Source organism: Endozoicomonas sp. OPT23 (genome assembly GCF_009653635.1).
Classification (GTDB): domain Bacteria; phylum Pseudomonadota; class Gammaproteobacteria; order Pseudomonadales; family Endozoicomonadaceae; genus Endozoicomonas_A.
The window spans coordinates 215,449-242,273 of record NZ_PPFD01000001.1; the positions used below are offsets into that span (position 1 = coordinate 215,449).

The 26,825-nt window shown below is 46.9% G+C and carries 20 protein-coding genes; 13 read left to right on the top strand and 7 right to left on the bottom strand.

What is annotated here, in order from left to right:
• Positions 1-132 precede the first annotated feature (132 nt).
• The 10 genes from EOPP23_RS00850 (at position 133) to EOPP23_RS00895 (ending at position 10,801) form a co-directional block, all read left to right on the top strand.
• Entirely contained in the window at positions 133-1,554 is a 1,422-nt protein-coding gene (locus tag EOPP23_RS00850) for a hypothetical protein (protein ID WP_153764087.1), read from the top strand.
• A gap of 84 nt (positions 1,555-1,638) precedes the next feature.
• A complete protein-coding gene (locus EOPP23_RS00855; RefSeq protein WP_153764088.1) occupies positions 1,639-3,006 on the top strand; it encodes a hypothetical protein in 1,368 nt (455 codons plus the stop codon).
• 395 nt (positions 3,007-3,401) lie between these two features.
• The gene (locus EOPP23_RS00860; protein ID WP_370514571.1) at positions 3,402-4,370 is read left to right on the top strand and encodes an ArsR/SmtB family transcription factor; all 969 of its coding nucleotides are present in this window, start codon (positions 3,402-3,404) and stop codon (positions 4,368-4,370) included.
• Positions 4,371-4,464: 94 nt separating this feature from the next.
• Positions 4,465-5,628 carry a methionine adenosyltransferase gene (metK, locus tag EOPP23_RS00865; RefSeq protein ID WP_153764089.1) on the top strand — a complete coding sequence of 388 codons (1,164 nt, stop codon included), beginning with the start codon at positions 4,465-4,467 and terminating at the stop codon, positions 5,626-5,628.
• Positions 5,629-5,782: 154 nt separating this feature from the next.
• The gene (locus EOPP23_RS00870; RefSeq protein WP_153764090.1) at positions 5,783-6,640 is read left to right on the top strand and encodes a hypothetical protein; all 858 of its coding nucleotides are present in this window, start codon (positions 5,783-5,785) and stop codon (positions 6,638-6,640) included.
• 178 nt (positions 6,641-6,818) lie between these two features.
• Entirely contained in the window at positions 6,819-7,013 is a 195-nt protein-coding gene (locus tag EOPP23_RS00875; protein WP_153764091.1) for a DUF4250 domain-containing protein, read from the top strand.
• Between the two features lie 59 nt (positions 7,014-7,072).
• Entirely contained in the window at positions 7,073-7,531 is a 459-nt protein-coding gene (locus EOPP23_RS00880) for a hypothetical protein (RefSeq protein WP_153764092.1), read from the top strand.
• 96 nt (positions 7,532-7,627) lie between these two features.
• A complete protein-coding gene (ahcY, locus tag EOPP23_RS00885; protein ID WP_153764093.1) occupies positions 7,628-9,040 on the top strand; it encodes an adenosylhomocysteinase in 1,413 nt (470 codons plus the stop codon).
• Positions 9,041-9,134: 94 nt separating this feature from the next.
• Entirely contained in the window at positions 9,135-9,980 is an 846-nt protein-coding gene (gene metF, locus EOPP23_RS00890; protein WP_153764094.1) for a methylenetetrahydrofolate reductase [NAD(P)H], read from the top strand.
• Between the two features lie 95 nt (positions 9,981-10,075).
• Positions 10,076-10,801 carry a 16S rRNA (uracil(1498)-N(3))-methyltransferase gene (locus EOPP23_RS00895; RefSeq protein ID WP_153764095.1) on the top strand — a complete coding sequence of 242 codons (726 nt, stop codon included), beginning with the start codon at positions 10,076-10,078 and terminating at the stop codon, positions 10,799-10,801.
• 43 nt (positions 10,802-10,844) lie between these two features.
• Here EOPP23_RS00895 and EOPP23_RS00900 read toward each other — a convergent pair whose 3' ends face one another.
• Both EOPP23_RS00900 and EOPP23_RS00905 read right to left on the bottom strand, forming a co-directional pair.
• Positions 10,845-11,282: a chemotaxis protein CheW gene (locus EOPP23_RS00900; RefSeq protein WP_153764096.1), complete on the bottom strand. Its 438-nt coding sequence runs from the start codon at positions 11,280-11,282 to the stop codon at positions 10,845-10,847.
• Entirely contained in the window at positions 11,282-16,111 is a 4,830-nt protein-coding gene (locus tag EOPP23_RS00905; RefSeq protein WP_370514582.1) for an Hpt domain-containing protein, read from the bottom strand. The genes EOPP23_RS00900 and EOPP23_RS00905 overlap by 1 nt, the downstream gene beginning before the upstream one ends.
• Positions 16,112-16,171: 60 nt before the next feature.
• On the opposite strand from EOPP23_RS00905, the gene EOPP23_RS21720 reads away from it, so the two are divergent.
• Positions 16,172-16,336, top strand: coding sequence for a hypothetical protein (locus EOPP23_RS21720; protein WP_370514583.1), 165 nt, complete (start codon positions 16,172-16,174; stop codon positions 16,334-16,336).
• A 1,363-nt stretch (positions 16,337-17,699) separates the two neighbouring features.
• On the opposite strand, the gene EOPP23_RS00910 is transcribed toward EOPP23_RS21720, so the two are convergent.
• The 4 genes from EOPP23_RS00910 to pilG all read right to left on the bottom strand — a co-directional run bounded on the left by EOPP23_RS00910 (position 17,700) and on the right by pilG (position 21,374).
• A complete protein-coding gene (locus EOPP23_RS00910) occupies positions 17,700-19,781 on the bottom strand; it encodes a methyl-accepting chemotaxis protein (protein ID WP_153764098.1) in 2,082 nt (693 codons plus the stop codon).
• A 39-nt stretch (positions 19,782-19,820) separates the two neighbouring features.
• Positions 19,821-20,387: a chemotaxis protein CheW gene (locus tag EOPP23_RS00915; protein ID WP_153764099.1), complete on the bottom strand. Its 567-nt coding sequence runs from the start codon at positions 20,385-20,387 to the stop codon at positions 19,821-19,823.
• A 69-nt stretch (positions 20,388-20,456) separates the two neighbouring features.
• Positions 20,457-20,831, bottom strand: coding sequence for a twitching motility response regulator PilH (gene pilH / locus EOPP23_RS00920; RefSeq protein ID WP_153764100.1), 375 nt, complete (start codon positions 20,829-20,831; stop codon positions 20,457-20,459).
• A gap of 153 nt (positions 20,832-20,984) precedes the next feature.
• The gene (gene pilG, locus EOPP23_RS00925) at positions 20,985-21,374 is read right to left on the bottom strand and encodes a twitching motility response regulator PilG (RefSeq protein WP_153764101.1); all 390 of its coding nucleotides are present in this window, start codon (positions 21,372-21,374) and stop codon (positions 20,985-20,987) included.
• Positions 21,375-22,125: 751 nt separating this feature from the next.
• Here pilG and EOPP23_RS00930 point away from each other — a divergent pair.
• Together EOPP23_RS00930 and ptsP are read left to right on the top strand one after the other, a co-directional pair.
• Entirely contained in the window at positions 22,126-22,425 is a 300-nt protein-coding gene (locus EOPP23_RS00930; protein ID WP_370514572.1) for a PTS fructose transporter subunit IIB, read from the top strand.
• 42 nt (positions 22,426-22,467) lie between these two features.
• Positions 22,468-24,978: a phosphoenolpyruvate--protein phosphotransferase gene (gene ptsP / locus EOPP23_RS00935; RefSeq protein ID WP_153764103.1), complete on the top strand. Its 2,511-nt coding sequence runs from the start codon at positions 22,468-22,470 to the stop codon at positions 24,976-24,978.
• A gap of 31 nt (positions 24,979-25,009) precedes the next feature.
• Here ptsP and EOPP23_RS00940 read toward each other — a convergent pair whose 3' ends face one another.
• Positions 25,010-26,824 carry a hypothetical protein gene (locus EOPP23_RS00940; protein ID WP_153764104.1) on the bottom strand — a complete coding sequence of 605 codons (1,815 nt, stop codon included), beginning with the start codon at positions 26,822-26,824 and terminating at the stop codon, positions 25,010-25,012.
• Position 26,825: the final 1 nt, after the last annotated feature.

Genomic DNA, 26,825 nt, shown 5'->3' on the forward strand with positions numbered 1-26,825 from the left:
ATAAAACATAGAGAAAAAACCTTTATGCCATTTGGGGTGATGAGTATGGACGCTGGCATAAGGTCCGACTGAAATTATTTCTTGTCTGTCCGACTAACCTATAGATAGTTGAATTAGAAAAGGAATTCAGGGATGTCTACAGGCCCACTGGATCAAAACCGGAGCCGCAGTAATTCAGTCACAACTTCAGCACCTACGCATGTTGAACAGCCCCAGGCTGCTTCTTGGAGTAGTAGGGGAGTGAAGAAGGCCCACGGCTCCAGCTCGAAGTTGTCAGATCACATGAGTCTTTCTTTACAGAAAAGCAAATCTCTAACGGACTATCTGGTTAAGGCAACAGGGGCAACCAAAGTCTTTTTGTATGTTTTTACTCTGGCAGCAAAATCCTACGTTAGGAGCAAAGCCCACAGAGCAGCAGTAGCAGCGTATGCGGATACGAAGCCTGATGAGCAAGCGAGACATCTATCAGACTTGAACCATTATTCAGAACTACTGGGAAATGAAATGGTTACTATGCCTGATGGCCAGACAGAGTCACTTTTCTCATTAGAGGAGCGTGCTTTGATGTTGTACATAAAAGGTACCGTATCTGGCTTAGAACAGACTGATGACACCGCCAGCCTAAAGGTACAACGCGAATCGCTTCAGCAACTAATGGCTGGACTGAGTTTACTTCAGACAGAGAATAAACTTCCTTCTACGAGCAATGTTGAGCTAAAAAAGGAAGTAGAAGAGTTGGTGAACTCGCATTTAACAAGAATAGAAATACTTGTTAATCCACATTCAGTTATGACAGTAGAGGAAAAAAATAGAGAGTTATTTTCAGAGGCTCAAGCTGTGCTCAATAACATGGGACGAGTTGCTTCAATTGACGAAAGAGTTGGCTGTCTCAAGCTATCTCTGGACACACTGGACCATCTTGACGGTTCAGATGGTAGTAAGGAATCTGCGGAATTAATGAAGTCGTTCAACAAAAGCTTTCTGACGAAACTTGCAGAGCTTTTTGATCAAGCTGTTAATGACGAAGGTATTGGGCTTGAGGCAATGGTTGACCTCAAAGCTTTGATTGAGGAAGTTTACAGTGGGCAGGGGATGCCCCCTCCGGGCGACTACAAGAAATTTCTCGTGAAACTCTCGGAAAAATATACAGCCATCGTTCCGTTGACCTTAAAACATTGTGAAAGTGCCAGGCAGGCACTAGATACGAAATTGGGTATCGGTGACATGATGAGCCTGAGATTCAGGCAGGTTGAAGTTGATCTGGAGAGTGGAGCAGTACTTTGCAAAATGGGTGACTGGGCCAAAGGTCTGGAAGTCATGGAAAAGGCGATTTCATCAAGAGGCTGGTTATCTGGTGAGTGTATGAAATATGTTGAGCTGTGTATGAACTCTGATGTGAAGATACCTAAGCCAGTTGATTTGCCTGTCGATGGCGTCATCTGGGATCGAGGGCTTAAGGCTCTTATGGACAAGAGGGGCTCTATGGTACCTGATGAATCCAGCCGGCTTGAGGACTTTATTGACCCTCCTCACATTGAAGTCAAAAGGAAGTAAAGCGCTGCCAGTTGATAGATGACCATGGTTAGTGGCTGAGAACACTAGCTTATTTATAAAAATCATAGGGAAAGGAATTCTACTATGAATCGATCTGGGCCTGTTGATAAGCCTGCTTTTAGGGCACCTGGTTCATCTAGTGCTGGAAAAGAACGTTCAAGCAGCGGCGCGTGGGTGAGCTGGAAAGTGGCCAGGTATGAAGTGGGTAGTCTTCAGCTTGATGATTTAATGGCACTTCCTCCTCATAGTAAGAGACCCATTTCTGATCGTCTGGTTCAAGCGAAAGGGTTGTTAAAAGTCTTTAATCCTATTGCCCGTATTTACATAAGGGCGAAGGCCAGAAAAACCGCAAAAGCTGCTTATCAATCTCAAGATATAAATGAGCTTAAGCAATGTATGGCAGACCTAAAACGCTATCAGTCAGTATTGGGTGATGAGGCGATTTCTGTGCCGGGATTGAAGAAAAAAGAAGTGTTTTCTTCTCTGGAGCAAGTAGCTCTTTTACGTTTTTCGAAAGCGGCAACTGCTTCTGAATCAATGATGCTGGATAGTAAGCTTTTGCAGGAGCTGCAGGCTGAATTACAGCGGCTATCTCGTCAGGATTCGGGGATAAGCAAGAAGGATAGAATTGAGCTTGTGAAAGAAGTCTATGACACTGTAAGTACTCATGTAAAACTGGCTGCAGCGAGAGATAATGAAAAAGTGATCTCTTCGGTTTCTTCTGCGTTTAAGGAAATTGAAGATAAAGCTGACTTGGCTGAAAAAATCACCTCCTTGAAACAAGCTATAAAAAGCATTCAGGAATTTGATGTTGTAGATGAAAGCCAAGAAAGCATGGGCACTGTATCAGCGCAATTGGAACAGCTGAATGATACGGCTAAAGAACTCTTCCTGAAAGCTAAAACGGGTGAAAATCTTAGTGCAAATAATTTGGAAGAATTGAAAGACGTTATTGAATACTTGAATACAGTATCTGATTTTGAAGCGCCCAATCAGTACAGTGATTTTCTATTAATGCTGGTGGAAAAACATATGAATCCAGTGTTGAAGCCATTCAGTCTTGAGAGATATAAAAGAGCTATTAAGGCACTGGAATCAAATCATACATTGACCAGCACAAGTCTAATTACCAGAAAAAAGAATGAACTCGAAATGGAGTTAGGCGTTCTCTCTTGTCAAAAAGGGCAGTGGAAAGAGGGTCTGGAACTTATGGAACTGGTCATCTCAAAGACAGGATATAAGGGTAAGGACTGTGAAAGATATGTTCTATTAAATCATGAACATAATCGTGAAGAGCCAGCGAAGATTGATGTGGATCTGACAACACTAGAGATATGGAAAAGAGGAAAGGACGTGTTGCATGCGAACAATGTCGCTAAAGCTGAAACCAGACCTAGACGAGGTATTGATGATGAGAGCAGTCTCTGGGGGGCCTCAGGACAAGATCAATAGGATCTCTTTATTAGCTATATCGTTGTCGCTGAGAATACTTGGGTAGCCGTTAAAATGTTTCTACTTCCAGCTTTTACTCCTCTAAAGTTATTTAGCCTCTCATAGATCGTAATTTTACCTATATCAAAAAGTTTTGATATACCTCTATTCCCTTGTTAGACTTCGCCGCCAGACAAATGGACTAGTAAAAGGCGATGCCTGCCTTCGTGAAAACATGATTTTCGGTGAAGAGATTGCTATGAATAAGGCTTCACCCGATAAGTGTGCAGACACACGCAATCGAATATTAAATTGCTGTTTGCCCGCCGCAGGCGAGCAAACAGCTCCAGAATTCGTATGTCTGGGTACTTAAGCATGGCCTACCGATAGCCAGAAGCTAAAAACAGGAGCCTTTTGTGTCAGATTCAGGATCAGTGGAACAGCTGGCCGCTTTGGGAAAAGCGTATGGTGATGTGCTGAGGCTGAAAATCCTTCGTGTACTCAGCACCGACTCGTTTGGCGTACTGGAGCTCAGCAGTATCTTTGATATGCGACAGCCTGCCATGAGTCACCATCTGAAAGTTCTGGCACAGGCCGAACTGGTCAGTACCCGCAAGGAAGGCAACACCATATTTTACCGGCGCTCTCTGCCTGCAACAGAAGGCATCAGCAGTAATCTGATGCGTTCACTGTATGCAGCGGTGGATGAGCTGGTTCTTCCTGACGAATTAAACCGTCGGGTTGAGTTCATCAGGAGTCAACGGGCTGAACAGTCCATGGCTTTTTTTGCCAGAAATATTAATCAGTTCCGACAGCATCAGGAACTGATTGCAGATCACGATCTTTATGCCCGCTGTGTTGCAGACGTTCTGGAAAAAACAGAGCTGCCTGCACAATCACTGGCAATGGAGCTTGGACCGGGTGAGGGAGAGTTCCTCGATACCCTGAGCTCCCGTTTTGATCGAGTGTATGCAGTTGATAACTCGAGCGAAATGCTGGTTATCAGCGAGCAGAGAGTAAAGGAAAACAATCTGCACAATGTTCAGTTTGTTCATGGCGAAATAGACACGCTGAACGAACTGAACGAACAGTTTGACTGCATAGTGGCTAATATGGTGTTGCACCATGTGGCCAGCCCATTTGGCATATTTTCATGGGTGTCCAGGTTACTGAAACCCGGTGGCAGTCTGCTGGTGAGCGAACTCAGCAGCCACGATCAGGATTGGGTCAAGGAATCCTGTGGCGATTTATGGCTGGGTTTCAGTGTCGAAGAGCTGGATGGCTGGGCACAGGAAACCGGTCTTGAAATAGGTGAGTCCCAGTTTCTGGGGCTTCGTAATGGTTTTCAGATTCAGGTCAGACGCTTCTATAAGACGATGACGTGATGGCTCTTTTGAACACAAATTGTTCTGAATAGCCGGTTCTGAAAAACATCTTTTGAATACGTAGTTATAGATAGGATAAGAGGCGGAAACGACAATGGCAGATTATTCTCTGTTTACCTCTGAGTCAGTATCCGAAGGTCATCCGGATAAGATTGCCGACCAGATTTCTGACGCTATTCTGGATGCCATCCTGAAAGATGATCCGGATGCACGTGTTGCAGTAGAAACCATGGTTAAAACCGGCATGGTCATTGTGGCCGGTGAGGTTCGTACTGAAACTTACGTGGATATTGAAGATCTGGTCCGCAAGGTTGTAGTTAAGATTGGTTATGACCATGGTGATCTGGGCTTTGATGGCGAGTGTGTTGCGGTACTGAACGCTATCGGCAAGCAGTCTCCGGACATCGCTGTGGGTGTTGATGAAACCAATGAACATGAACAGGGCGCTGGTGACCAGGGTCTGATGTTTGGTTACGCTACCAACGAAACTCCTGTGCTGATGCCTGCACCGATTTACTACTCACACGAGTTGGTGAAACGTCAGGCTGAAATGCGCAAGAATGGCACTCTGCCTTACCTGCGTCCTGATGCCAAGAGTCAGGTAACCATGCGTTATGACAGCGAAGGCAAGGTTGTCAGCGTTGATGCCGTGGTTCTGTCTACTCAGCACAACCCTGATGTGACTCAGGAACAGCTGAAGAAAGACATTCTGGAACATGTTATCAAGCCGGTTCTGCCTGCTGAATGGCTGCATGCAGACACCAAGTTCCACATTAACCCGACTGGTATCTTCGTGATTGGTGGTCCGGTTGGTGACTGTGGTCTGACAGGTCGCAAGATCATCGTTGATACCTACGGTGGCATGGCTCGTCATGGCGGTGGTGCTTTCTCCGGTAAGGACCCATCAAAGGTTGACCGTTCTGCTGCATACGCTGGCCGTTATGTTGCCAAGAACGTGGTTGCTGCGGGTCTGGCTGACAAGTGTGAGATCCAGGTTTCCTACGCTATTGGTGTTGCCGAGCCGACTTCTATCTCTATCGATACATTCGGTACTGGCAAGATTTCCGATGCCAGGATTGGTGAGCTGGTTCGTGAGCACTTCGACCTGCGTCCTAAGGGCCTGATCGATATGCTGGACCTGAAACGTCCAATCTATCAGGCGACAGCTGCTTACGGTCACTTTGGTCGTGAAGAAGCTGACTTCACCTGGGAACGTACTGACAAGGCTGACGCTCTGCGTGCTGCTGCAGGCATCTGATTCAAACTGAATCAATGTCTCTGAAAAGGCTGCCTTCGGGTGGCCTTTTTTATTGTTAGTCATTCTTACTGCTTTGATAGTGTTTATGCTTCGCTCAGCCTGCAAACTTTCCCACGTAACCAATCTGAATAATACAAACTTGGGGGGAGTTATTATGGATATTGGTGGAATACAGCGATTTTTCTGCAGTAGTAGTCAGTCTGGGGGACTATCAAACCTGGTAAAGAAAGCCCTGGATACAGTGAAAGGCATGTTTGGCAGGTTTATGTGTTCGATAGTTGAACCTGGAGCCAGGTTACTCAGCCGAGTACCCGCCCATTTACGCAAAGCAGTAAGCCCATTGGGGAGCAAAGCAGCTGCCAGCGTTCAGCCAGATAGTCTTGCAACTCATCTTAAGGAAAGCGCTCCTGTGGTTGCTCAGTCAGCCAAAATTGAAAGCCCTTCGAAAGATGTAGTACCAGCAGCTGATCAGGACAATCTGCTTCAGATTTCATGTCAGAATGATATGACGTTCGTGATTCGAGCTGAGAAAATGAAATTGCCACTAGAGGGAGAAAAACCGAAGGGATACCTCAGTGCAACGAAAAGTTTTTTATGGAAAGCGGCTGGTAAAATTGGTACCGGGCTGGCTAATGCTGGCATCAATATTGGTGAGAACTTAGGCTATGCCACAGGGTATGGTGCTGGATCTGTCTCTGGTGCTGCTGTCGGAGCTGTAGTGTCTCTTCCAGTGGCTGGCCTGGCAGCTTTAGTTTCTGGTGGCGATACAGCCAAGAGGGCTGTACGCGGTGGTGCTTCAATCGGTAGCGGATTCGGTGGTGCAATCTGTGGTGCCATAGGTGGTAAGGCAGGAAAGCTTGCTGTCAAAGGTAGCTACTATGCTGCAAAGACCGGGGCTCAGCTTACTTCCAGTACCATTAAAGGAGCAGGTAAACTGGCTGCTGGTGCATACAATGTTGTCAGTTATGTACCTGAAGGCCTTACAACAAACGATATTATCTCTATGTACTGATTAGTGGCAGGCTATGTGCCTGGACACATATAATCGAATGCTCTTTGAGAATATCAAAGAGCATTTTTTATATCCCCTGACTTTTAGTCGCATTTAGCTCTCAACAATCATCACAGTATTCACTCTTTCATCTATCCTGAAGATCTCCGGTGACCTGATTTTTTTGAGGTATAGATTTATGGAGATCAATCACCCTGAGCGTCTTGAGCCTCACATTCTCCTTGGTATTGCTAATGAGCGATTAAGGCTTGGTTGTGACGGTCTTGAACAATTGTCGGATGACCTGAATCTGCCTTTAAAACAGCTCGAAAGAGCCATGAAGCAGATTCATTATCACTATCAGATTGAAAATAATCAGTTTACTGCTGACTGATGGATTCCCATGCCATGGATGGTTGTCGTTTATCTTCCACTGAAAAATGAGAGTGCATTATGTTGAGTCATTCCAGTCTCTGGAAATCGACACGGTTTTCCCTTGCTGTTGTTTCTACGGTTTTGTTGTCGACAGTCAGCTACGGAAAGGAAACTACTGTCTACAAACAGGTCGAGAAAGCCTTCAACAAGGGGGAGCAGATAGAGGGCTCTCTGGACATGGGAAAATGTACTCTGGTTAGACCCAGAAAATCACCAAGGAAAGATGATCCTTATAGTTTTGCTTTCATGCTCAACCCTGCCCAGATATCCAAAATCTACAGTAAAGATGGCAACCTGCTTAAAACCACTTACAAGATAAGGCAGCAGGACTTCCTGATGACAGCTATGGGCATGCCGCCGGGTATCTATATTCGTGAAGTCGATATTTCTGCAGACGGTTCCAATACAGTAAGAATTAAGGAAAGTGAGTGGCAGGGTTTGTGGGAATGCCCCGAAGGCGCATTTCGGTTTGATTGAGATATAATCAACCTATATCAAAATTATTTGATATAGGTTGAGGCCGCTGTTAAACTTCATACTAATTTCGGTAAATACGCATAACGGGACTCGAACATGAGCTCAAACCCCGCAGCAGTAGGAAGCCTTACAAACACCTCATTCACAGACTACCGAGTGGCGGATATGTCACTGGCAGAATGGGGACGTCGTGAGATTCGAATTGCTGAGGGGGAGATGCCAGCGCTCATGGCTATCCGTAGCAAGTACCGTGATCAGCAGCCTTTAAAAGGCGCTCGTATCATGGGCTGTATTCATATGACCATTCAAACCGCTGTGTTGATTGAAACGCTGGTGGATTTGGGCGCAGATGTTCGCTGGTCTTCCTGTAATATTTTCTCTACTCAGGATCATGCTGCAGCGGCTGTTGCCGCAGCTGGAATTCCGGTTTTTGCATGGAAAGGTGAAACCGAGGAAGAGTTCTGGTGGTGCATAGAGAAAACTATTGTTGGTGAAGACGGTCAACCCTGGGGGGCAAACCTTGTTCTGGATGATGGTGGTGATCTGACACTGCTGCTCCATGAAAAGTACCCACAGTTACTTGATCAGATTCACGGTATTTCGGAAGAAACCACCACAGGTGTTCACCGACTATTGGAACGCTTGCAGGATGGTTCATTGAAAGTACCTGCCATCAATGTGAACGATGCGATTACCAAAAGTAAGAACGACAATAAATACGGCTGCCGTCATTCATTGAATGATGCCATCAAAAGAGCAACAGACCATTTACTGTCAGGTAAGAAAGCACTGGTGGTTGGTTACGGTGATGTAGGCAAAGGTTCGGCAGCATCTCTTCGACAGGAAGGGATGATTGTGAAGGTAACCGAGATTGATCCTATCTGTGCCATGCAGGCCTGTATGGATGGCTTTGAAGTTGTTTCTCCCTATATTAATGGTGTCAATGATGGCTCTGCTGAGTCTGTGAATCAGCTGGTGTTAGGCACAACTGATTTACTGGTGACGACAACAGGCAATGTTCACGTCTGTGACCGGGAAATGCTCAAAGCGCTGAAAAATGGCTGTGTAGTCTGCAATATTGGTCACTTCGATACCGAAATTGATACTGCTTTTATGAGAGATAACTGGCAGTGGGAAGAAATTAAACCTCAGGTTCATAAGATTCAGAGAAGCAAAGCAGACAATGATCATCTAATCCTTTTATCCGAAGGCAGACTGGTCAACCTGGGTAATGCAACAGGGCATCCCTCCAGAATCATGGACGGCTCTTTTGCCAATCAGGTGCTTGCTCAGATACATCTCTACAAGGCGGATTTTGCCAATCTGCCGGCAAACCGGAAAGCAGAAATGATCTCTCTGCAGGTTTTGCCCAAAGAGCTGGATGAAGAAGTTGCCAGTTATATGGTGGAAGGTTTTGGTGGTGTTATCACCCGGCTGACTGACCAGCAGGCAGGCTACATAAACGTTTCAAAGCATGGCCCGTTCAAGGGTGATGATTATAAATATTGATCTCTAGTTGAAAACTAGCTGATAAAAAAACAGAAGCAGTGTTGAGCTGTAGAAGTAAATGACCTGCAAAAGCAGGCGAAAGCAGAATATAAAAATGACAGATACAGTACTCCCAATCAGTTTTGAATTCTTTCCTGCCAAGACCCCTGAGGGCTCTCAGAAGCTGAATGAAACAGCTAAGGAACTGGCGGAATGTAATCCTCACTTTTACTCAGTCACTTATGGCGCTGGTGGTTCTACCCGTGAAAAGACGGCAGGTACCGTTCGTAGTATTAAGGAATTTACCGGTATAGATACGGCTCCGCATCTGTCCTGTGTGGGGGACAGTCGTGAAGAACTGAAAGCATTGCTGGAACGTTACAAGTCAGAAGGCGTAAGCCGCATTGTTGCTCTGCGTGGTGATCTGCCATCAGGTATGGGTCGTTCCATGGGTGAGTTTCAGTACGCTAATGAACTGGTGTCGTTCATCCGTGAGGAAACCGGTGATCACTTTCATCTGGAAGTAGCTGCTTATCCGGAAGCCCACCCCCAGTCTCCGAATTTTGAAGTAGACCTGTTGAACTTCAAGCGTAAGGCTGAGGCTGGTGCCAGCTCTGCGATTACCCAGTACTTCTTCAACGCTGACAGTTACTTCTATTTTGTTGAACGTGCACAGGGTATGGGGCTGGATTTGCCTATTATTCCGGGCATTATGCCAATCACAAACTACAGCCGCCTTGCTCGATTCTCCGACGCCTGTGGTGCTGAAATCCCACGCTGGGTTCGCAAGCAGCTGGAAGCTTACGGTGATGATGTCACCAGCATTAAGCAGTTTGGTGAAGAAGTGATGACCGGAATCTGTGAGCAATTGATCAGTCAGGGTGTTCCGGGTTTACACTTCTATGCGCTGAATCAGGCTGCACCGGCAAAGAACATCTGCCGTAACCTGAAGCTGATATAAATTGACGCTCTATAGAGCCAGAGAGTAAATGCTCTCTGACTCTGTAATCCTCTCTGGGATATAATGCCTTTTATTTCCCTGTAGATATCTTTTTCATGAGAAATCCCCGCATCTATACTCCGCAACCTCTGGCAGTTAACCAAGTTGTTGAGCTGACTGACAGTGCCGCGAACCATGTTGGTAAAGTTTTGCGTATGAATCCTGAAGAACCTTTGGTTCTCTTCAATGGTGAAGATAGTAGTTTTCAGGGAAAGATTACTGAAGTCAGCAAAAAAACGGTCAGTGTAGTGCTGGAATCGGAAATAGAATCTGCGACATCATCTCCGCTCAAAATCCATCTCGGTCAGACTCTCAGCCGTGGTGAAAGGATGGATTATGCCATTCAGAAAGCAACGGAAATGGGTGTCACCGAGATAACACCACTGTTTTCAGAGCGTTGTGAGGTAAAACTGAAGGCAGACCGCCTGGAAAAGCGTTTGAACCACTGGCAACAGGTTGCTATCAGTGCCTGTGAACAATGTGGCTTGAACAGAGTTCCAGTTATTCATCCACCAAAATCTGTCAGCGACTGGGCTAAAGAACAGCAAAGTGAACTGAAATTTGTGCTCCATCATCGCACGGAGAAAAAACTGGAAGGTTTTGATCAGCCGAAATCCGTGTCTTTGATGATTGGGCCAGAAGGTGGTCTGACAGCAGATGAGATTGTTATGGCGGAAGGTCAGGGTTTCAATGCTCTGGCTCTGGGGCCAAGGGTTCTGAGAACAGAAACTGCTCCGATCACGGCTGTTACGCTAATGCAGTATCTCTGGGGAGATATTTGAATAAAGGCATGCCTGCATTTGCTGGCATGCCATAGCCGACTGATTAATCAGTAAGCATCTGTTCCAGCCTGGCCAGATCCGGGATAGCCATAGCCATTTCTCTTACTGTCACACGGAGCGTTTCAGCAGGTCTGGGCTGATCATCGGAAGCAGTGATATTTTCCTCAGAAACGGAAATGTTCTGCGGAACGCCCTGAACCACCATTCCGTAAAATGGCAGCTGCTCATTCCCTGTTGCGCTGTGCATAACTGCGATACGAGCGGTTGCTGAAAACTCGGCAAATCGACCTTGATTAGCCCGTTCAAAGGTAATCAGGGGAATAGACTGGCCACGCCAGTCTATCTTGCCCAGATACCAGTCTTCATCATTATTGGTCTTTGTCGGACGACTGTAATCGATTACATCAGCCAGGCAATCGACCGGTATCAGTAATGGCCGTTGTTGCATTGGCAGCAGAAGTGAATCTACCGTACTGGTCATCAGATAACTCCTTTTCTAGCGCCAATCAGCTTATCAATGGATGACAGCAGTGTAGTCTCCTGGAACGGCTTACCCAGATACTCATTAACCCCCAGGCTGAACGCCCGGGTCTTATGCTTCTCACCGGTTCGAGAAGTAATCATGATTATTGGCAGCGCTGCAATTCTACTATCGTTGCGAACCGCACTGGCTACTTCGTAACCGTCCATCTTCGGCATCTCGATATCCAGCAGCATGATGTCGTAGTTGCTTTCAGACAGTCGAGTCATTGCTTCTACGCCATCACGAGCACTTTCAACTTCAAAGCCGGAGCGTTCAAGCAGGCGCGTGGTTACCTTACGTACCGTTACCGAGTCATCGACTACCAGTACACGACGAGCAATATCCGCACTCTTGGAATCATCAGTCAGGCTGACTTTTCTGGATACTGTTCTCTGGCGTCTGGCCAGTGCTGCAGGGTCAATGATGATTACTACACGACCGTCACCCAGTATGGTAGCTCCGTTTACACCGATCAAACCGGTGAACTGTGGCCCCAGACTCTTGGTGAAAATTTCACGACCACCGATGACTTCATCAACGTGAAGGGCAAGGTTCTGGCCGCCACGTTGAATAATAATAACCGGGCATTGCTCTGCCTGAATGCGTGGGCGAGATGTTCCCAGCAATTCTCCAAGGAACATTACTTTGTGCTCCTGGCCTGCATACATAAGAGGTTTGGAGTTCTGATAACAGTCAGTCAGTACATCGGGTGCTACTGTGGAAATACCGTCGATTGCCTGCATGGGCAGTGCATAAAGGTTTTCGCCAATAGCGACCATCAGTGCACGGTTAACCGATAGGGTAAAAGGCAATCGCAGTGTAATGGTAGTGCCCAGATCCTTTTCAGAATGGATATGGATGCTACCGCCCAGCTGACGAATCTCAGTGTTTACGATATCGAGGCCAACGCCTCGACCTGAAATCTGGGTAATAGAATCGGCAGTGGTAAAGCCAGGTTCAAGAATCAGCTCTGCCATTTCCTGGTCAGTCAGCTGGTCATTCGGACTTATCAGACGTTTTTCTACTGCTTTGGCATGAACTTTCTCAAGATCGATACCACGACCGTCGTCTTTAAGCTCCAGAACGATGTCGGCACCATCCCGGGAGATGGACAAGTCGAGGTTACCTTCTGCTGACTTGCCTTTTGCCAATCGATCATCTGACGATTCTTCGAGACCATGACCAATAGCGTTACGCAACATGTGTTCGAGTGGAGCAAGCATGCGTTCCAGCATGGTTCGATCCATCTCACCTTCAGCGTTGGTCACGTTCAGGTTGGCAGGCTTACCCAATTCACTGGACAGCTGTCGGGAAATTTTTCTCAGTCGTGGCAGCAGTCGGCTGAACGATACCATTCGAGCCTGAATCAGCTTTTCCTGAAGGTCGAGCTGAGTTCTGTGCTGCTGCAATAGCAGAGTTTCCGCATCACGGTTCTTGTCCTGAATAGCTTCTTTCAGGTCTTTAAGGTCAGTTGCGGACTCAACCAGAGAGCGTGAAAGCTGAGTCAGTTCTGAGTACTGGTCCATTTCCAGTGGATCGAATTCAGGGTTGTCCGCTTCTTCACCGTCGTAGGTCGAGATAATCTGTGCCTGGGTCTCGGTATCAAGACGACGGAGCTGTTCTTTCACACGGTCGATGGTGCTGTCCATCTCTTCCAGAGTGTGACTGATATCCTGAATCTGCTGTTCGATTCGTCCACGGTTAATACTGGACTCACCAGAAAGGTTGATCAGTTGTTCAATCAACAGTGCCGGAACTCGGATGAGCTCATTGTTCTTCACCAGGTTCTGGGTAACCGGTGTATCAACTCTGGTCGCAACAGGTTCGGTTCTTTCAGTCAGAACCTGAGTTTTGGGTAGAGAATCGTTTACAACCGGCGGCTGAACCTTTGCAACAGCAACAACGTCTTTAGTGTCCAGAGCTTCTTTATGAACAGTTTGTCTCTGAAGATCATCATTCTTGAGAGTGTCACTCTCAAAGGTAATAGTTTCAGACTGTCCCAGATAATCCGGAAGCTCTTCAGTTTCAGGCAGTTGTGCTTGAACAGGAAGATCTTGTCCAAGGTCTTCATTATTGAGAACCCAGCTTTCCAATCGCTCAATCAGTGGTGTTACTGACGGCGGTGTTTGCTGATTTTTCAACGTCTGAATCATCAGATCGATGTGGTCGTGGGCTGCCTGAATCATTCTCAGGGGCGGGTTATCCCCCTGGCGACCATTGGTAATTGCACTGTACACATCTTCCAGGGCATGGCTTAGGTCACCAATGTCCGGCTGATCTGCCATTCTGGCGCTGCCCTTCAGGGTGTGCAGAATACGCTGTAGCTCAGCAAGTGGCAGGGTGTTTTTAACATCGTGAAGCCACTGTTCAAGAGCGAGGTTGGAGTCTTCAAGCAGATCTCCAGCTTCTTCCAGAAACAGTTCCTGAAGTTCAAGATCGTGTTCTTCAACTTCGATATTCAGGCTTGGAGCAGGCTCATTGACTTGTTCTGCTTCAATGGCGATTTCAGCTGCTGCTACGGGCTCAATAGCTGCATTGTCAATGTATGGCTCAGCAAGAACGATTTCTTCTGGTTCATGCAGGAGATCAGATGTTGAATCAGAACCCTCAAACATGGATTCCAGAATCATCTCTTCAGCATCGCCAGCATCAAAGCTCGTCTCCAGAGTGTCGACGTCTATATCATCAGCCCACTCGAGGTCTTCAGAAGCTTCCAGCGTAATTTCTTCAACATCTGGTTCTTCAGAAAGATTGAGAGGTACTTCTTCTGCAGCAAACTTCTCTACAGTAGGCGTCAGAAGTTCTTCCAGAGACTTTCTCAGCTCACTGAAGACACTCTGTGGTGATATGGGTGTTTGTTGTGCAGCTACCTGATTCATCATATCGATCAGTGCTTCAAAGCCGTTTGATAACGGCGCTGATAAAACGCCTGGCAGCACTTGCTCATGAGCATAGAGGTAGTTAACGACACCGGTGAGCACATCACAAAGCTCAGCCATCGCTTCAAGAGTTGCATCTTGAGATCTTGAACGGATACAGCCAAGTTCAGCCATGAACTCCATGAGTTCATCGGCGGATAATCTGTCTTTCCACTTGTTCAGATAAAGGTCTGCATCGAGCAATACTCTAAGCTCAACATCGGCAAACAGGTCTGACTTCTGGCCACCGGTATAAATTCGGGAGCCTTCTTCCTGCTTCTGCTGCTCAGAAAGCAACTGAGCGTGCAGAGCTTCCAGCCAGCCCAGGTAGTCCTCAAGCTCTAATGAAGGTTCATTAGCTGAGACAGAAAGCTGCTGGAGGCCATCGTCAATCAGCTCCAGACCTTTTTCAAGCATGTTGATGACACGATCATCGGCTGGAATCAGATGCGCTCTGAAGTCTTTGATGTTTTTTTCGAGTGCAACAATCAAATTTGCCAGCGGGGCAATCTCGGTCATCAGGGCAATGCCCTTCAGAGTATGCAGAGATCTCTGAACATTATCGCTGATCTGTCGTTTGCCTTCCTGAGCCTTAACCTGGTCGACAAAATGCTGAACGGTTTCCAGATGAAGGTGAGATTCAGAAAGAAAAACATTAAGCAGTTGAACATCGTAGTCTGTTTTTGTGCTGTCTTCTGTTTCGGTCGCTGTCGCAGCTTCTTCAGACAGTAGTTCTTCAGATAGAGTTACTTCAGAGAGGCTTTGAGAAAGAACAACAGACTCTTCTATGTCAGCTGCTTCGAAACTGCTCAGATCAACGACAAGATCAGCCTCTTCAGTGTTGAATTCGAGGTTGGTCGTATCGTCTTCAAAATCGGCAATATTTTTTGGTTCGCTGGCTGTGTCATCACCAGGGATTGTGTACTGCTCGCCTTTTGCCAGTGCATCAGCCTTTTCCATGCATTCAAGCACTTCGGGAGTCAATACCTGGTTCTGTTTCGCAAAATCATCGATCAGGGACGGCAGCATGCCGGCCACCTGATCAAGCAGCAGACGCAGTTCGTGGGTTGATTGAATAGTGCCGTCAATCAATCGGTTGAGCATGTTCTCAACAGACCAGGCCAGTTCACCAACAACATTGGCACCAACCATTCGGCCGCTGCCTTTCAATGTATGAAAAGCACGACGCATATCCGCCAGTGTTTTATTGTCTTCCTGGTTGCTCAACCAGAGAGGAACACCTTCAGCCAACTGTCGTTGAACATCACCAGCTTCCTCGATGAAAACTTCCAGTAACTCATCATCGATCAGGCTGTCATCAATCTCTTCATTCAGACTACTACCTGTAGAAACCTCAACAGTTTCAGCTACTTCAGGTGCAGTCAAGATACTGTCAGAAGCGGGGAAGTCCAGAGTATTGGTCAGCTCAGAAGTGACTTCCTGCTCAGGCTCAACTTCAGTATCTGCAGCATGGGCTGCAGAGAAATCAAACTCGATAACGTTTTCACTGGAGACAGTCTCCAGCGGAGACTCTGAATTTACAGTTTCAATCTCGCTATCAAATGCGATAGGCGCCGAGCCATCGAGGAAGCTTTGTTCTTCATCGAGGGTTTCGGGTTTGCTGAGTTGAGCTTCTTCAATCAACGGGTTGAGAGCGTTCAGGCTTTCTTCAGCGACATCAAGAATCGCATCGTGGCTGCTTTGAACCTTGTCGTCCAGTCTTTCCAGGTAGTACTCAACACTGGTTACGGCATCGGCAAGGTGTTCCAGCTCTTCTTTTTCAGGAAGACTTTTGTGTTCCACCCATTCCAGCTGAATATGTCGTGCACAGCGCTCCAGAAGAGCAGCTGCACGAGACAGAGGAGTCATGGCCAGACCACCATGAACCTTGTGGAGTAGTTCAGGAATCTGTGTCAGATACTCTTCACTGTGCTGACTGTCGATATAGTCGACGATGGCATCTTTGGTCTGGATCAGTTGCTGGCGAGCTTCTTTAATAACAGCCTGATAAACCTCGCGGATGAGCAAGGTTTCATCGCTTTCTGTACTGCTTTCACCAGCAGCATATCGGCCGAGAGCAGATTCCAGTTGTAAGATCGTACCAGCAACATCCATCAGATGTTCTTCAGCATCCTGACCGGTATTTATAACGGATCGGACCAGTTCCGCTTTCTCTTTCAGGCGGGCTTGAAAATTGTCCATACCCAGAATAGAGAGCGTATCGGCAACCTGTTGAATAACAGGCAGCTGGTTCTGTAAAACCAGAGGGTCTGGAGTAGGCGACAGAAGATAGAGGTCTAGAGCTTCCTTGATACCAGCCAGTTCGAAATTAAGTGCTTCGACAACTGGGCCGGTAGCATCGATACCTGCCAGAGCAGGGCTAGCTTCTGATCTGAAACGGGCCAGTACTTCCGGCAGCTGATAGCGGCTGCTAAGGACACCGATAAAGCCATCATTGCTGTCCGAGCAGGCCAGATAATATAGAATTTCTCTGAACAGTTTGTCATCAGGCGTGTTGTTGATAAACGACGCGCCTTGTTCGATAAACAGACGAATCTGATGATCCAGTTCTCTCAGCAGATTAACTGTATGCAAACTGTATTCAATGGATTCATCCTGAAGCCCTTCGGTCAGGGCTACGCTGGCTTCCCAGAGAGGAGCAATAGGAGCTCCCCAGCTGATGTCCTGAAGTTTGGCAAAAATTTTCTCCAGGGTTTTAACCTGTTTGGTACGATCCTGGTTACGTAAGTAGCCTGCAAGACAAAGCTGATACTTTTGTCGAATCTTGCGCAGCAGGTTGATCAGGCCAGATTGTTCCAGTTTTGCCAACTGAGGCTGTTCAACGGACTCGGCAGAAAAAGAAATGTCGGGATGAAAGAAAACAGCTTCAGAAAGAGAGTCAACGCCGCGTAGTTTTCTCAGGTCGTTGATCAACGGCAGTATTGATAATGGCTGATCAATACCGCTGTTTATGGTCTGCTGAATATAAGCGGGGAGTTGCAATACACCCAGCATTAAATTTTCGAGGGATTGCTGACGATCGGAGGCTGTATTATCGACAAGGGCGTCGGTGAGACGAATCATGTCCTGACACAGTTGCGAAGAGCCCTCCTGATTCAGCATTTTCAGGGCACCAAACACCTGCCGAAAAGCGGTCTGGCAGGCAGACAGGTGAGCAGGGTTAACGACGTCGTCTTGATAGAGTTCAAGAGCCTGACGAGCTTCAGCAAGCGTGTTCTCTATTTCTTCCCTAACCCAGTCCAGGCCGGTGTAATCCTGTTGTTCAGCCATTAAAGGCTCCCATCATCTTATAGCTGTAATGAAGGCGGTATACATCTTGTGGAAAGAGACCTGTATAAACTGGCCTGTAAAACCTAGCCTTCATCATCTTGTCCTGAGATACGACCATGGCTGCCTGTAAAAGCAAGTGGCGGACGTTTCAGTCCGCCATCTGGTATCAGGCAGGGGTTGTTTCTTCGTCTATCTGGCTTGCCTCATCTCTGGGAGCAGGCAGACGGAAACCGGATACAGACTGACGCATTTCCAGAGCCATCTCAGCCAGATTACCTACCGAGCTGGCAGTGGCTGTGGTGCTGGAAGTGGTCTGGGTCGTGATGTCCCGGATAGTGGTCATACGTTGTGCAACCTGACCGGCAGATACTGTCTGGCGTTGTGCCGTTTCGGAAATGTGACGGATCAAGCCAGCCAGACTACTGGATACTTGCTCAATCTCTTCCAGAGCAACACCCGCATCCTGTGCCAGCTTGGCACCGGTTACTACCTCGGTGGTGGTCTGTTCCATGGAGATAACGGCTTCGTTGGTATCGGTCTGGATGGTGGATACCAGTGCTTCAATCTGCTTGGTTGCACCGGATACACGTTCCGCCAGTCGCTGTACCTCGTCCGCTACTACTGCGAAGCCTCGACCGGCTTCACCAGCCATGGACGCCTGGATGGCGGCGTTCAGGGACAGAATGTTGGTCTGGTCGGCGATGTCGTTGATCAGTGCGATGATGTCACCGATCTCCTGGGAAGATTCACCCAGTCGCTTGATTCGTTTGGAAGTATCCTGAATCTGCTCACGGATAGTGTCCATGCCGTCGATGGTGTTACGTACTACCTGGCCACCGGTTTCAGCAATTTCTACTGAACGTTCTGCTACCTGTGCTGACTCAGAGGCTTGTTCGGATACCCGGTTCATAGACTGGGTCATCTCGTTAACAGCCTGGGTCGTAAAGCTGATTTCTTCGGCCTGGTGACTGGCAGCTTCGGCCAGTTGTTTGGCGTTTGTCTGGGTATCCTGAGCCGAGGTATCTACTTCTACCGCAGTCTGGTTGATGGTGTTAACCAGCGCACGGAGCTGTTCGATAGAGAAGTTGATGGAGTCAGCGATAGCGCCGGTAAAGTCTTCGGTTACTGTCGCCTGTACGGTTAAGTCACCGTCCGCAAGGTCGGCCATTTCGTCCAGTAGACGCAGGATCGCAGTCTGATTGGCTTCGTTCTGGGCTGCTGTTTCAGCCAGACGGGCGTTGGCTTCCCGTACGATACTGATCGCAATATACAGCAGAGCCAGCAAAGCGATGATACCGGCAATGATGTTGACGGTGTTGTTTACCAGACGCTGTTCAGTAGCACGCTCGAAAGTGTCTACCAGAATAGAGGTCTGTTGTAGCAGTTGCTGGGAGTCGGTAAAGATCTGGTCAGATGCCGCACGTACCTGGAACAGTTCCGGAGAGGTTTCCAGAATCTCGTCTACGCTGCCTTCTACGAAGCCAAACAGGTCGAGGATTTCAGCCAGACGATCAGTCGCCTCTTCGTCGGTTACCTGACTGATTCTCATGGCCAGGTTACCTTCCAGCATACCGTTCAATACTCGTCCAAACAGTTTGGCATCTCGACCAAAGCTGTCTGCCGCCATGATGGAGTCTTCACCACCTTCCAGTACTTTCGATACGCTTCGAACAATACGTTCTGCAAGCCATGGCTGACGCTGGGCTAGTGCGATCTGGTCGCTTGGTGCTTCGTTCTGCAGCAGGATCTCTACGACTTCATCGTATTCAATCTGCAGCTGAGGGATGGTCTCACCCAAGGTTATCGCTACGTCGTGCAGGGTCAGTACGGTCTCTTCAGAAGCCAGAATGTTATCTGCTTCTATTTTAAGTGCCGACCAGGATGCATCCAGAGTTTCGATTTGTGCGGCTACTGCTTTGTCGCCAGGGCTTAACGCTGGAAGTACAGAGAGTTTGGAACTCTTCAGAGTGTTAAAACGCTTATCAAATTCGTTACGAGCTTCACGAAGCAGGGAGAAGGCTTCTTCCTTACCTGCTGATGCCTCGGACGCACTGGTCGCAATACGCTGCGAGAGTACGCGAAGTTCGCCTGCATCAGTCAGGTGAACCTGATCCAATGTGTTCTGCTGACTTATATAAGTGAACGAGCCAGCAATAATGACGAGAGAGACGATCAACAGGGTGATCGAGGCTATTATGCCCCGATTTGCCCCTGTTCCCTGGGCTTTTTTTGCGGTGTTGCCTTTCATTGTTGGGTCCCCGGAGACTTCTTTGAATGCTCGCTGTATTTAAAATTTGTCTATTGCCGCTTTTAGAAAGCGGGGGTTCATGGTCAAAAGTTCAGTGCTGAATACCGAATATAAAATATCCTGATGGAGGTAAGAGCCTGTTGAGAATGGCTGTACGACATCAGGTAAGTCTACTGGGAGTTTTTCACTGAAATTACTGGCAGAGAAATGAACCATTCCCTGAACTTCATCTACAATGAGCCCTGCAGCCAGTTCGGTTTGCTCAATGACCATAATGCGGTTCACTGATTTGTTAGCACTTCGCTTGCTGCCAAGGAACTCTCCCAGATCAATGATGGGAAGCAAGCGCCCCCGAACATTAGCAACACCCTTGGCCCAGGGCTGAACTCCCGGCAATGGTGTTGTATCCGGAACCGGCAGTATTTCCAATACTTCACCGATTTGAACAGCGAAGCGCTGATCATTCAGAGTAAAGCTGACACCACTCCAGTGTTTATCTTCACTCTGCTTTTCAGGCAGGCTGAAACGGTTACTCCGAGCTTCTTGCTGCAGTTGCTGCAAATGCTCAAACGGCATTGCCGGAGCTGCTTGTCCATTTGTATTCATGTGAGTAGTGTTTCCAGGAATTGACGGCGAAACATTGCCTGCCTGACTCCACGCAAACCGTTAAACGGTTCAGGCGGACTCTACGGTCAATACACTACCAAGCGTCTCAATCAGAGTGTCTTCCTTGATTGGCTTGGTCAGGTAATCCCTGGCACCCTGTCGCATACCCCAAACCCGATCGGTTTCCTGATCTTTTGTGGTGACAATAATGACTGGAATATGTGAAGTATCAGCGCCTTTAGACAACTGTCTTGTGGCCTGAAAACCATTAAGACCAGGCATAACAATGTCCATGAGTACGAGATCAGGGCGTTCAGCACGGCAGAGAGCGACACCGTCGGCACCATTTTCTGCAGTTAGAACACTGTGACCGTGCTTTTCCAGCATGCCTTTCAGTTGGAACAGTTCGGTTGGAGAGTCATCTACAACGAGTATATTGGCCATAAAAAAAAGAAATCCCCCGTTTACTGCTGCTGTCCGACATTCGACGCCTGACTTTATGGTTGTTCTGCAGTAATTTGTTATTGCTTACTCTGACAGAGCGATAAAATGCTAAGAGTACTATCGTATCAGCTTAAGCAGGATTGTTAACCGATATTATGCCACTGCCGGACAGTAATTCCTGATCGCACCGAGCAGTTCGTCTCTGCTGAATGGCTTTGTCAGGTAGTGATCTGAGCCAACAACCCGGCCCTTGGCTCGGTCAAACAGTCCGTCTTTGCTGGAAAGCATGATGACAGGCGTCTGTTTATAAGACTGATTGTTCTTGATCAGTGCGCAGGTCTGGTATCCGTCCAGGCGCGGCATCATAATATCGACAAAAATGATATTGGGCTGATTATCAGCAATTTTAGCCAGAGCATCAAAACCGTCAGTTGCTGTTACAACATCACAACCAGCTTTCTTTAGCAGTGTTTCTGCGGTTCTGCGGATGGTCTTACTGTCATCAATGACCATGACTTTTAGATTATTCATGCTTTCGTCCATAGATGTTGTCCGCTTACTCGAAGCTGCTCTGATATGGCTTCGAATACTCTCTTACACCTTTAAATAACAATGATGTTTTGGTATGGATCATACTCTTGCTTAAAGGTCTGATGATCCAGTCTCCAAGGCTTGAGTGCGTTGACATTACAGCAGCAAGCTAACTTTACGGCAGCATGCTGGCTATGACCGTATTTATTTACTGGTCAGCACCTTTGCACCAATACTGTTTCTGATCAAATTAACTTCCGGTTTTCACCAGACGATCCGTTATTGTCATTAGTCCGGATCCTGAATCAGTGGCTGGGTTGCTCAGCATTCTGTTTTATACAGATTCAGAAGTTGGACTACCGCACCTTTTTACCACAAATACAAACCCTATGACCAGTTGCACGAGTTGCAGAAAAAGCTGTATTTAACGAGGTTTTTCCAATTTTGAAAGCTACATCACTGTTCCTGACTTTTGGGATGCCTTGTCACGTAAAATAATGCTTTGTCGAAGTAGTAGTGATGTAAGGCTGTGCGGTTATAGTTCAGTGTTTTTCCAACTCATATAAAAAAATTTATTGATTGATATTTTCCACATTCAATATCTTCTACTAGCCTTGTCTCTGAATGCACAGTACTGCAATGGGTCAGCTTATTGCCTTGAAACTTTCAAGGCAGGAAACACCAAGAAAAAACAATGAACAAAGCAGGATGTAAGTGCCAGGAGCAGGCAGACAGATAAAAGATGTACAGGAGGTTCGGACAAGTGAAGATAGTAGCTGTTACAGCATGCCCAACCGGTATTGCACATACCTATATGGCAGCAGAAAAACTGAAAGAAGCCGCTCATAATCAGGGTCATGAAATAAAGGTTGAAACTCAGGGAGCTATGGGAGTCGAAAACCAGATTACCTCAGATGATCTTCAAGGTGCCGACGTTGCTGTTCTCGCTGTCGATATTACGGTCGATGGTGAAGAACGATTCAGCCATCTTCGTGTGATTAAGGTACCGGTTGCTGAAGCAATCAGAAATCCGAATGCTGTGCTCGACCAGCTTGGCAACTGACTACAACCTTTTTGAGTTATTGGAACGAGGGTGAGCGGGCGAATGAGCTGTAAGGAGCTGGTCTTTACCTGTGAATTGGTACACGGATTACATGCAAGGCCTGCCAGCGCACTGGTAGCACTTGCCGAAGAGTTCGATGCAGTAATGGAACTCGAAAATCTCAGGACTGGTTTCAAGGCCAGCCTGGACAGTGCTCTTTCTCTTATCGCAGCAGATATAGCATACAGGGACACCTGCAAAGTCAGAGTTGAAGGTTCTGATGCCCAGGTAGCGTTGAAAAAGCTGCAACGATTTGTTCTGAGGGAATTGCAGCATTTTGATGCAGAAGTGCTGATTGCAGATAATGTTCCCACCCTGCCGCCTTCTCTCAGAAATCTAAATATTAATCATTGTGTCGGGCACTCAATAGGCAGCGACTGGGTTGAGGGTATACCGTTCTGCCTGAGTGAACACAAACTTTATTCGAATAGAGACAACACTGCTTATACAGGTATTTCTGGCGAAAGAATGAAGCTGCTTGGTGCCCTGGAGCAGTTACTTGCTAACATCCGGGCAAACATGTCGGTTGCTGAGCTGGATACAGAGAAATCCATCCTCAATGCCCATGTCATGTTGGCGAGTGATCAGGAGTTTAAATCCAGATTACTCAATTACATCAGTGAAGGTTGGGCAGCATCAGAGAGTATTAAAAAAACCCTGCAGTACTACTCCTTGCGATTGGAAGCGGCGGAAAGCAGTTACCTCAGAGACAGGGTTCTGGATATTCAGGATTTGTGTGACCAACTACTGCATCTGACCTGCAATCTCACCTGCGAAAAAACAGATAGCCTCACCGCTCCCAGTATCTGTCTGGCTGATAACCTGACACCTAGTCAGTTTCTGGCACTTGATAAAAAATATCTAACGGGACTCGTACTGGAAAATGGCGGTAAGGCATCCCATACCGTGTTGCTGGCACAGGCACGAGGTATCCCTGTCATTGTTGGTGTTGAAGGTGCCAGAAGCCTGATGAAAAATGCAGAGCGGGTGATTCTGGATGCCAAGCTTGGGGTTTTGATTTCAGACCCTTCAGAGAAAGTAGATCGCTATTATTTGCAGGAAGCTCGGAGACAGCAAAAGTTAGAAAAAAAGTATCAGCCATTTATCCACAGAAAAGCCAAAACAGCAGATCAGAAAAGGCTCGAGGTCGGAGCTAATATTATTGGGCTGGACGATGCTGTTCAGGCATTTGCTTCGGGCGCTGAAGGTGTTGGTCTGTTTAGAACAGAGATGATGTTTATGGAGCGAACCTGTGCTCCGGATATGAATGAACAACATGATGTATATGAAGCGGTGGTAGATGTTGCTGAAGACAGGCCGGTCATTATTCGGACTATTGATGTCGGTGCAGATAAGCCGGTTGACTACTTTGAGCTACCTGAAGAGCAGAATCCTTTTCTCGGATTCAGAGCGGTCCGTCTTTATTCAGAGTTTCTGGATGTTTTTAAAGAGCAAGTCAGAGCTATTCTGAAAGCATCCAGAAACAAATCTCTCGGCTTGATGATTCCAATGGTGACTACAGTTTCTGAAGTAGTCTGGGTGAGAAAGATTATTGCTGAAGTACAGCAGGAGATGACCTTAGCAGGTGCTCAGTTTGGGAGAATCAGATTGGGTATCATGGTTGAAGTACCGTCTGCCTGTATGATTATTGATCAGCTGTCTGAGTATGTAGATTTCTTCAGCATTGGCAGTAATGACCTTGCTCAATATGTATTGGCAGCTGATCGTTGTAACGATCGAATAGGCGAACTCTATAACTACCTTCAACCGGCTTTTCTGAGGTTATTAGATAAAGTAGTAAAAGATGCAAGAAGTAAAAATAAATGGATTGGGGTTTGCGGAGAAATGGCCTCTGATATTAATACGCTGCCCATTCTTGTAGGTTTGGGTGTGGATGAAATCAGCGTGTCAGGCAGTCAGATTGGAGCTATAAAAGAACGAATAAGCCACCTCGACAGCCAGCAGTGTCGTAAGTTGCTTGATTCAGCTCTGTTTGCCAGAGATTATCGTGAAGTGTCCGGACTGCTTAAAAATACTTACAGCGAGTTGGCTCCCCGGCCATTGTTTGACCCTTCTATTATTTGTATTGATTATGACTGTCTTTCCAGAGAAGAGGCTATCAAGCAGCTGGTGGATATGCTTTATCTGGATAGTCGTATAGCTGACAGTACTTCAGTTGAAGAAGCTATCTGGCAGAGGGAAGACATATCATCAACTAATCTAGGTAATGGAATAGCTATACCCCACTGTCGGTCGGATCTTGTCTACAGTCATTCTATTGCAGTGCTCAAACTGGCGAAACCGATTCAGTGGCAATCTCAGGATGACAGCCTGGTGGATACTGTTTTTATCCTGGCAGTGAGAGAAGCTGATACACCTGATGCTCATATGAGGTTTTTTGCCAGCCTGGCGAGAAAACTTATGGAAAGTGATTTTGTGAAACGCTTTCGAAACAGTGCCAGTGCTATCTCGGTTGATCAGCTTTTAAAATCCGAGTTGAAATTGAGTAATTAACCTTGGAGCCTGCCGGGGTTTATGCCGCCTCTTAGTCTGGCAAAGTGCTTAACTGAGAGAAGTAAGCCAGAGCAGGTTGTTTTAGCATAATGTTTTTTTGTGTTGTGTAGACTGAGTGCAGGCTATCTTTTGAAGCGGTATTCAGGGCTACTTTGGGAGGAATATTAACGATAACTTCATTGTTGAATTTGATGCTACAACCTACCTCAATTTCCCCCTGTTCCTGTAAGCCGCATAGCCATCCCGCGCATAAATCTGAGAAGTGCCGTTTTACAGCTTGTTCATTTGAAGGCCACTGATTAGTTTGTTCAAGCTGATGCTTGATTAGCTTAAATGACTCCAGATCTTCAATATTGAGCGATGTTATAAACCTCATACGTTCCAGCCGTTCAATATCCCTGACAAGTTTGGCAGCGATGGGTGAATTGCCAGCATGCTCAAAAATATCGTTGGTGCCTGATATGTCTGTGGCAATAGTCGTGGATATCTCAGAATCGATATCACCAAGATTGATCAGCATATCGGTTATCAGTTTTTGTTGTTCAGCTGAGCCTGTTTTTTCAAGGACTCCTCTGGTGTTCGGCGTGGCAGCAGCCAAACCAAGTTGGTAAAGAGGAATAACCTGGTCTGAATAGCAGAGTGCTTCGGGGTGCTGCCAAGCTTTCATTGAATTCATTAAAATAGGGAAAAGCAGTGCTTTTCGAGCTGAATGGGCGTACGCCTGCTTGCCTGTGGTATCAATTCTGGGGTCGATATCCGGAATCTTTGAAAGTGGGTTGGGTAGCCCATGAGTATCCAGTGGGCTGTTACCAATTCTTGCCAGAGTAGCTCTGCCAATAAGGTTATCTGTGGGTTCTTGTGCTTCAGTCGTTGCATACGGATTTATGTTCACCGTTTGTATTTTTACTCTGCCAGCTTTATAGGCTTCCGTAAGTTTTATCTGTTTATTTTGTGGTTCGGGTGTTTTAACTGGAGATTCTTTTGATTGCTGAGAGGGTTGCCTGTCTTTTTGACGGACTCTTTTCCCCCTTGTTTTCTTCGATTTGGCTGGCGCTGAAGAGTGAGAAACTAACGGCGAAGGTGTTACAGGGTCTTCTGCCCGGGGCGGTTTTTTCAGTGGTTCTGGGCTTTCATGTACTCTTTGATCAGAAAAGTAAGTAAGCGGCTTTTGTCGTTCGCTTCCTGGAGCAACCGGAATGGAGTCAGGCCTGATTTGCGGTCGTAGCTTATTCAGAAGATCCAGTGCCAGGGCTGAGCGCATTTCCGGCTTTGGCCTGCCGGGTAAAGGAATGTTGTGCTCGGCCAGTTTTGCTTCGATGTTGCTGAGGTTTTCTTTGGCACTATTTAAGTCTGCAGTTAACTGACTTTTTTGATCCTCGGTGAAGTGTTTATCGATTAAAGCAAAAGTGTCAGCCAGAGTGTTGCAGAGTGCTGCTGATTTCTTTGTATTCTGCATGCTTAAATCTGGTGGAATAACGTTAGTCATATCCCCTGAACCACCAATATGAATAACAATAATATGGGGCGGTGCAGCGCCAAGGTTTTGATGGCGAAGAATCTGGCTGATATTGCCTGCTTCTCTGGCAAGGCAGACCTGATGCTCAAGAGATTCTTTTCTTAACCTTGATGACTGGAAGTCACTGAGTAGCTTTTCTGGTGACAAATCTTCAGGTTGTATTGATGACGTTGTGTTATTTGTGACTGTTTTTCTTTCAGATATAGACTTTCCGGAGGTCTGACTAGGTTCTAATGGTCCTGGTTTTGTCGAATCTTTGGCTGATTTATGCTCTTGCTTTTTTGAAGTCGATGAGAAAGAAGGGCCTGGAGGTTTTGGTGGAATATTCATG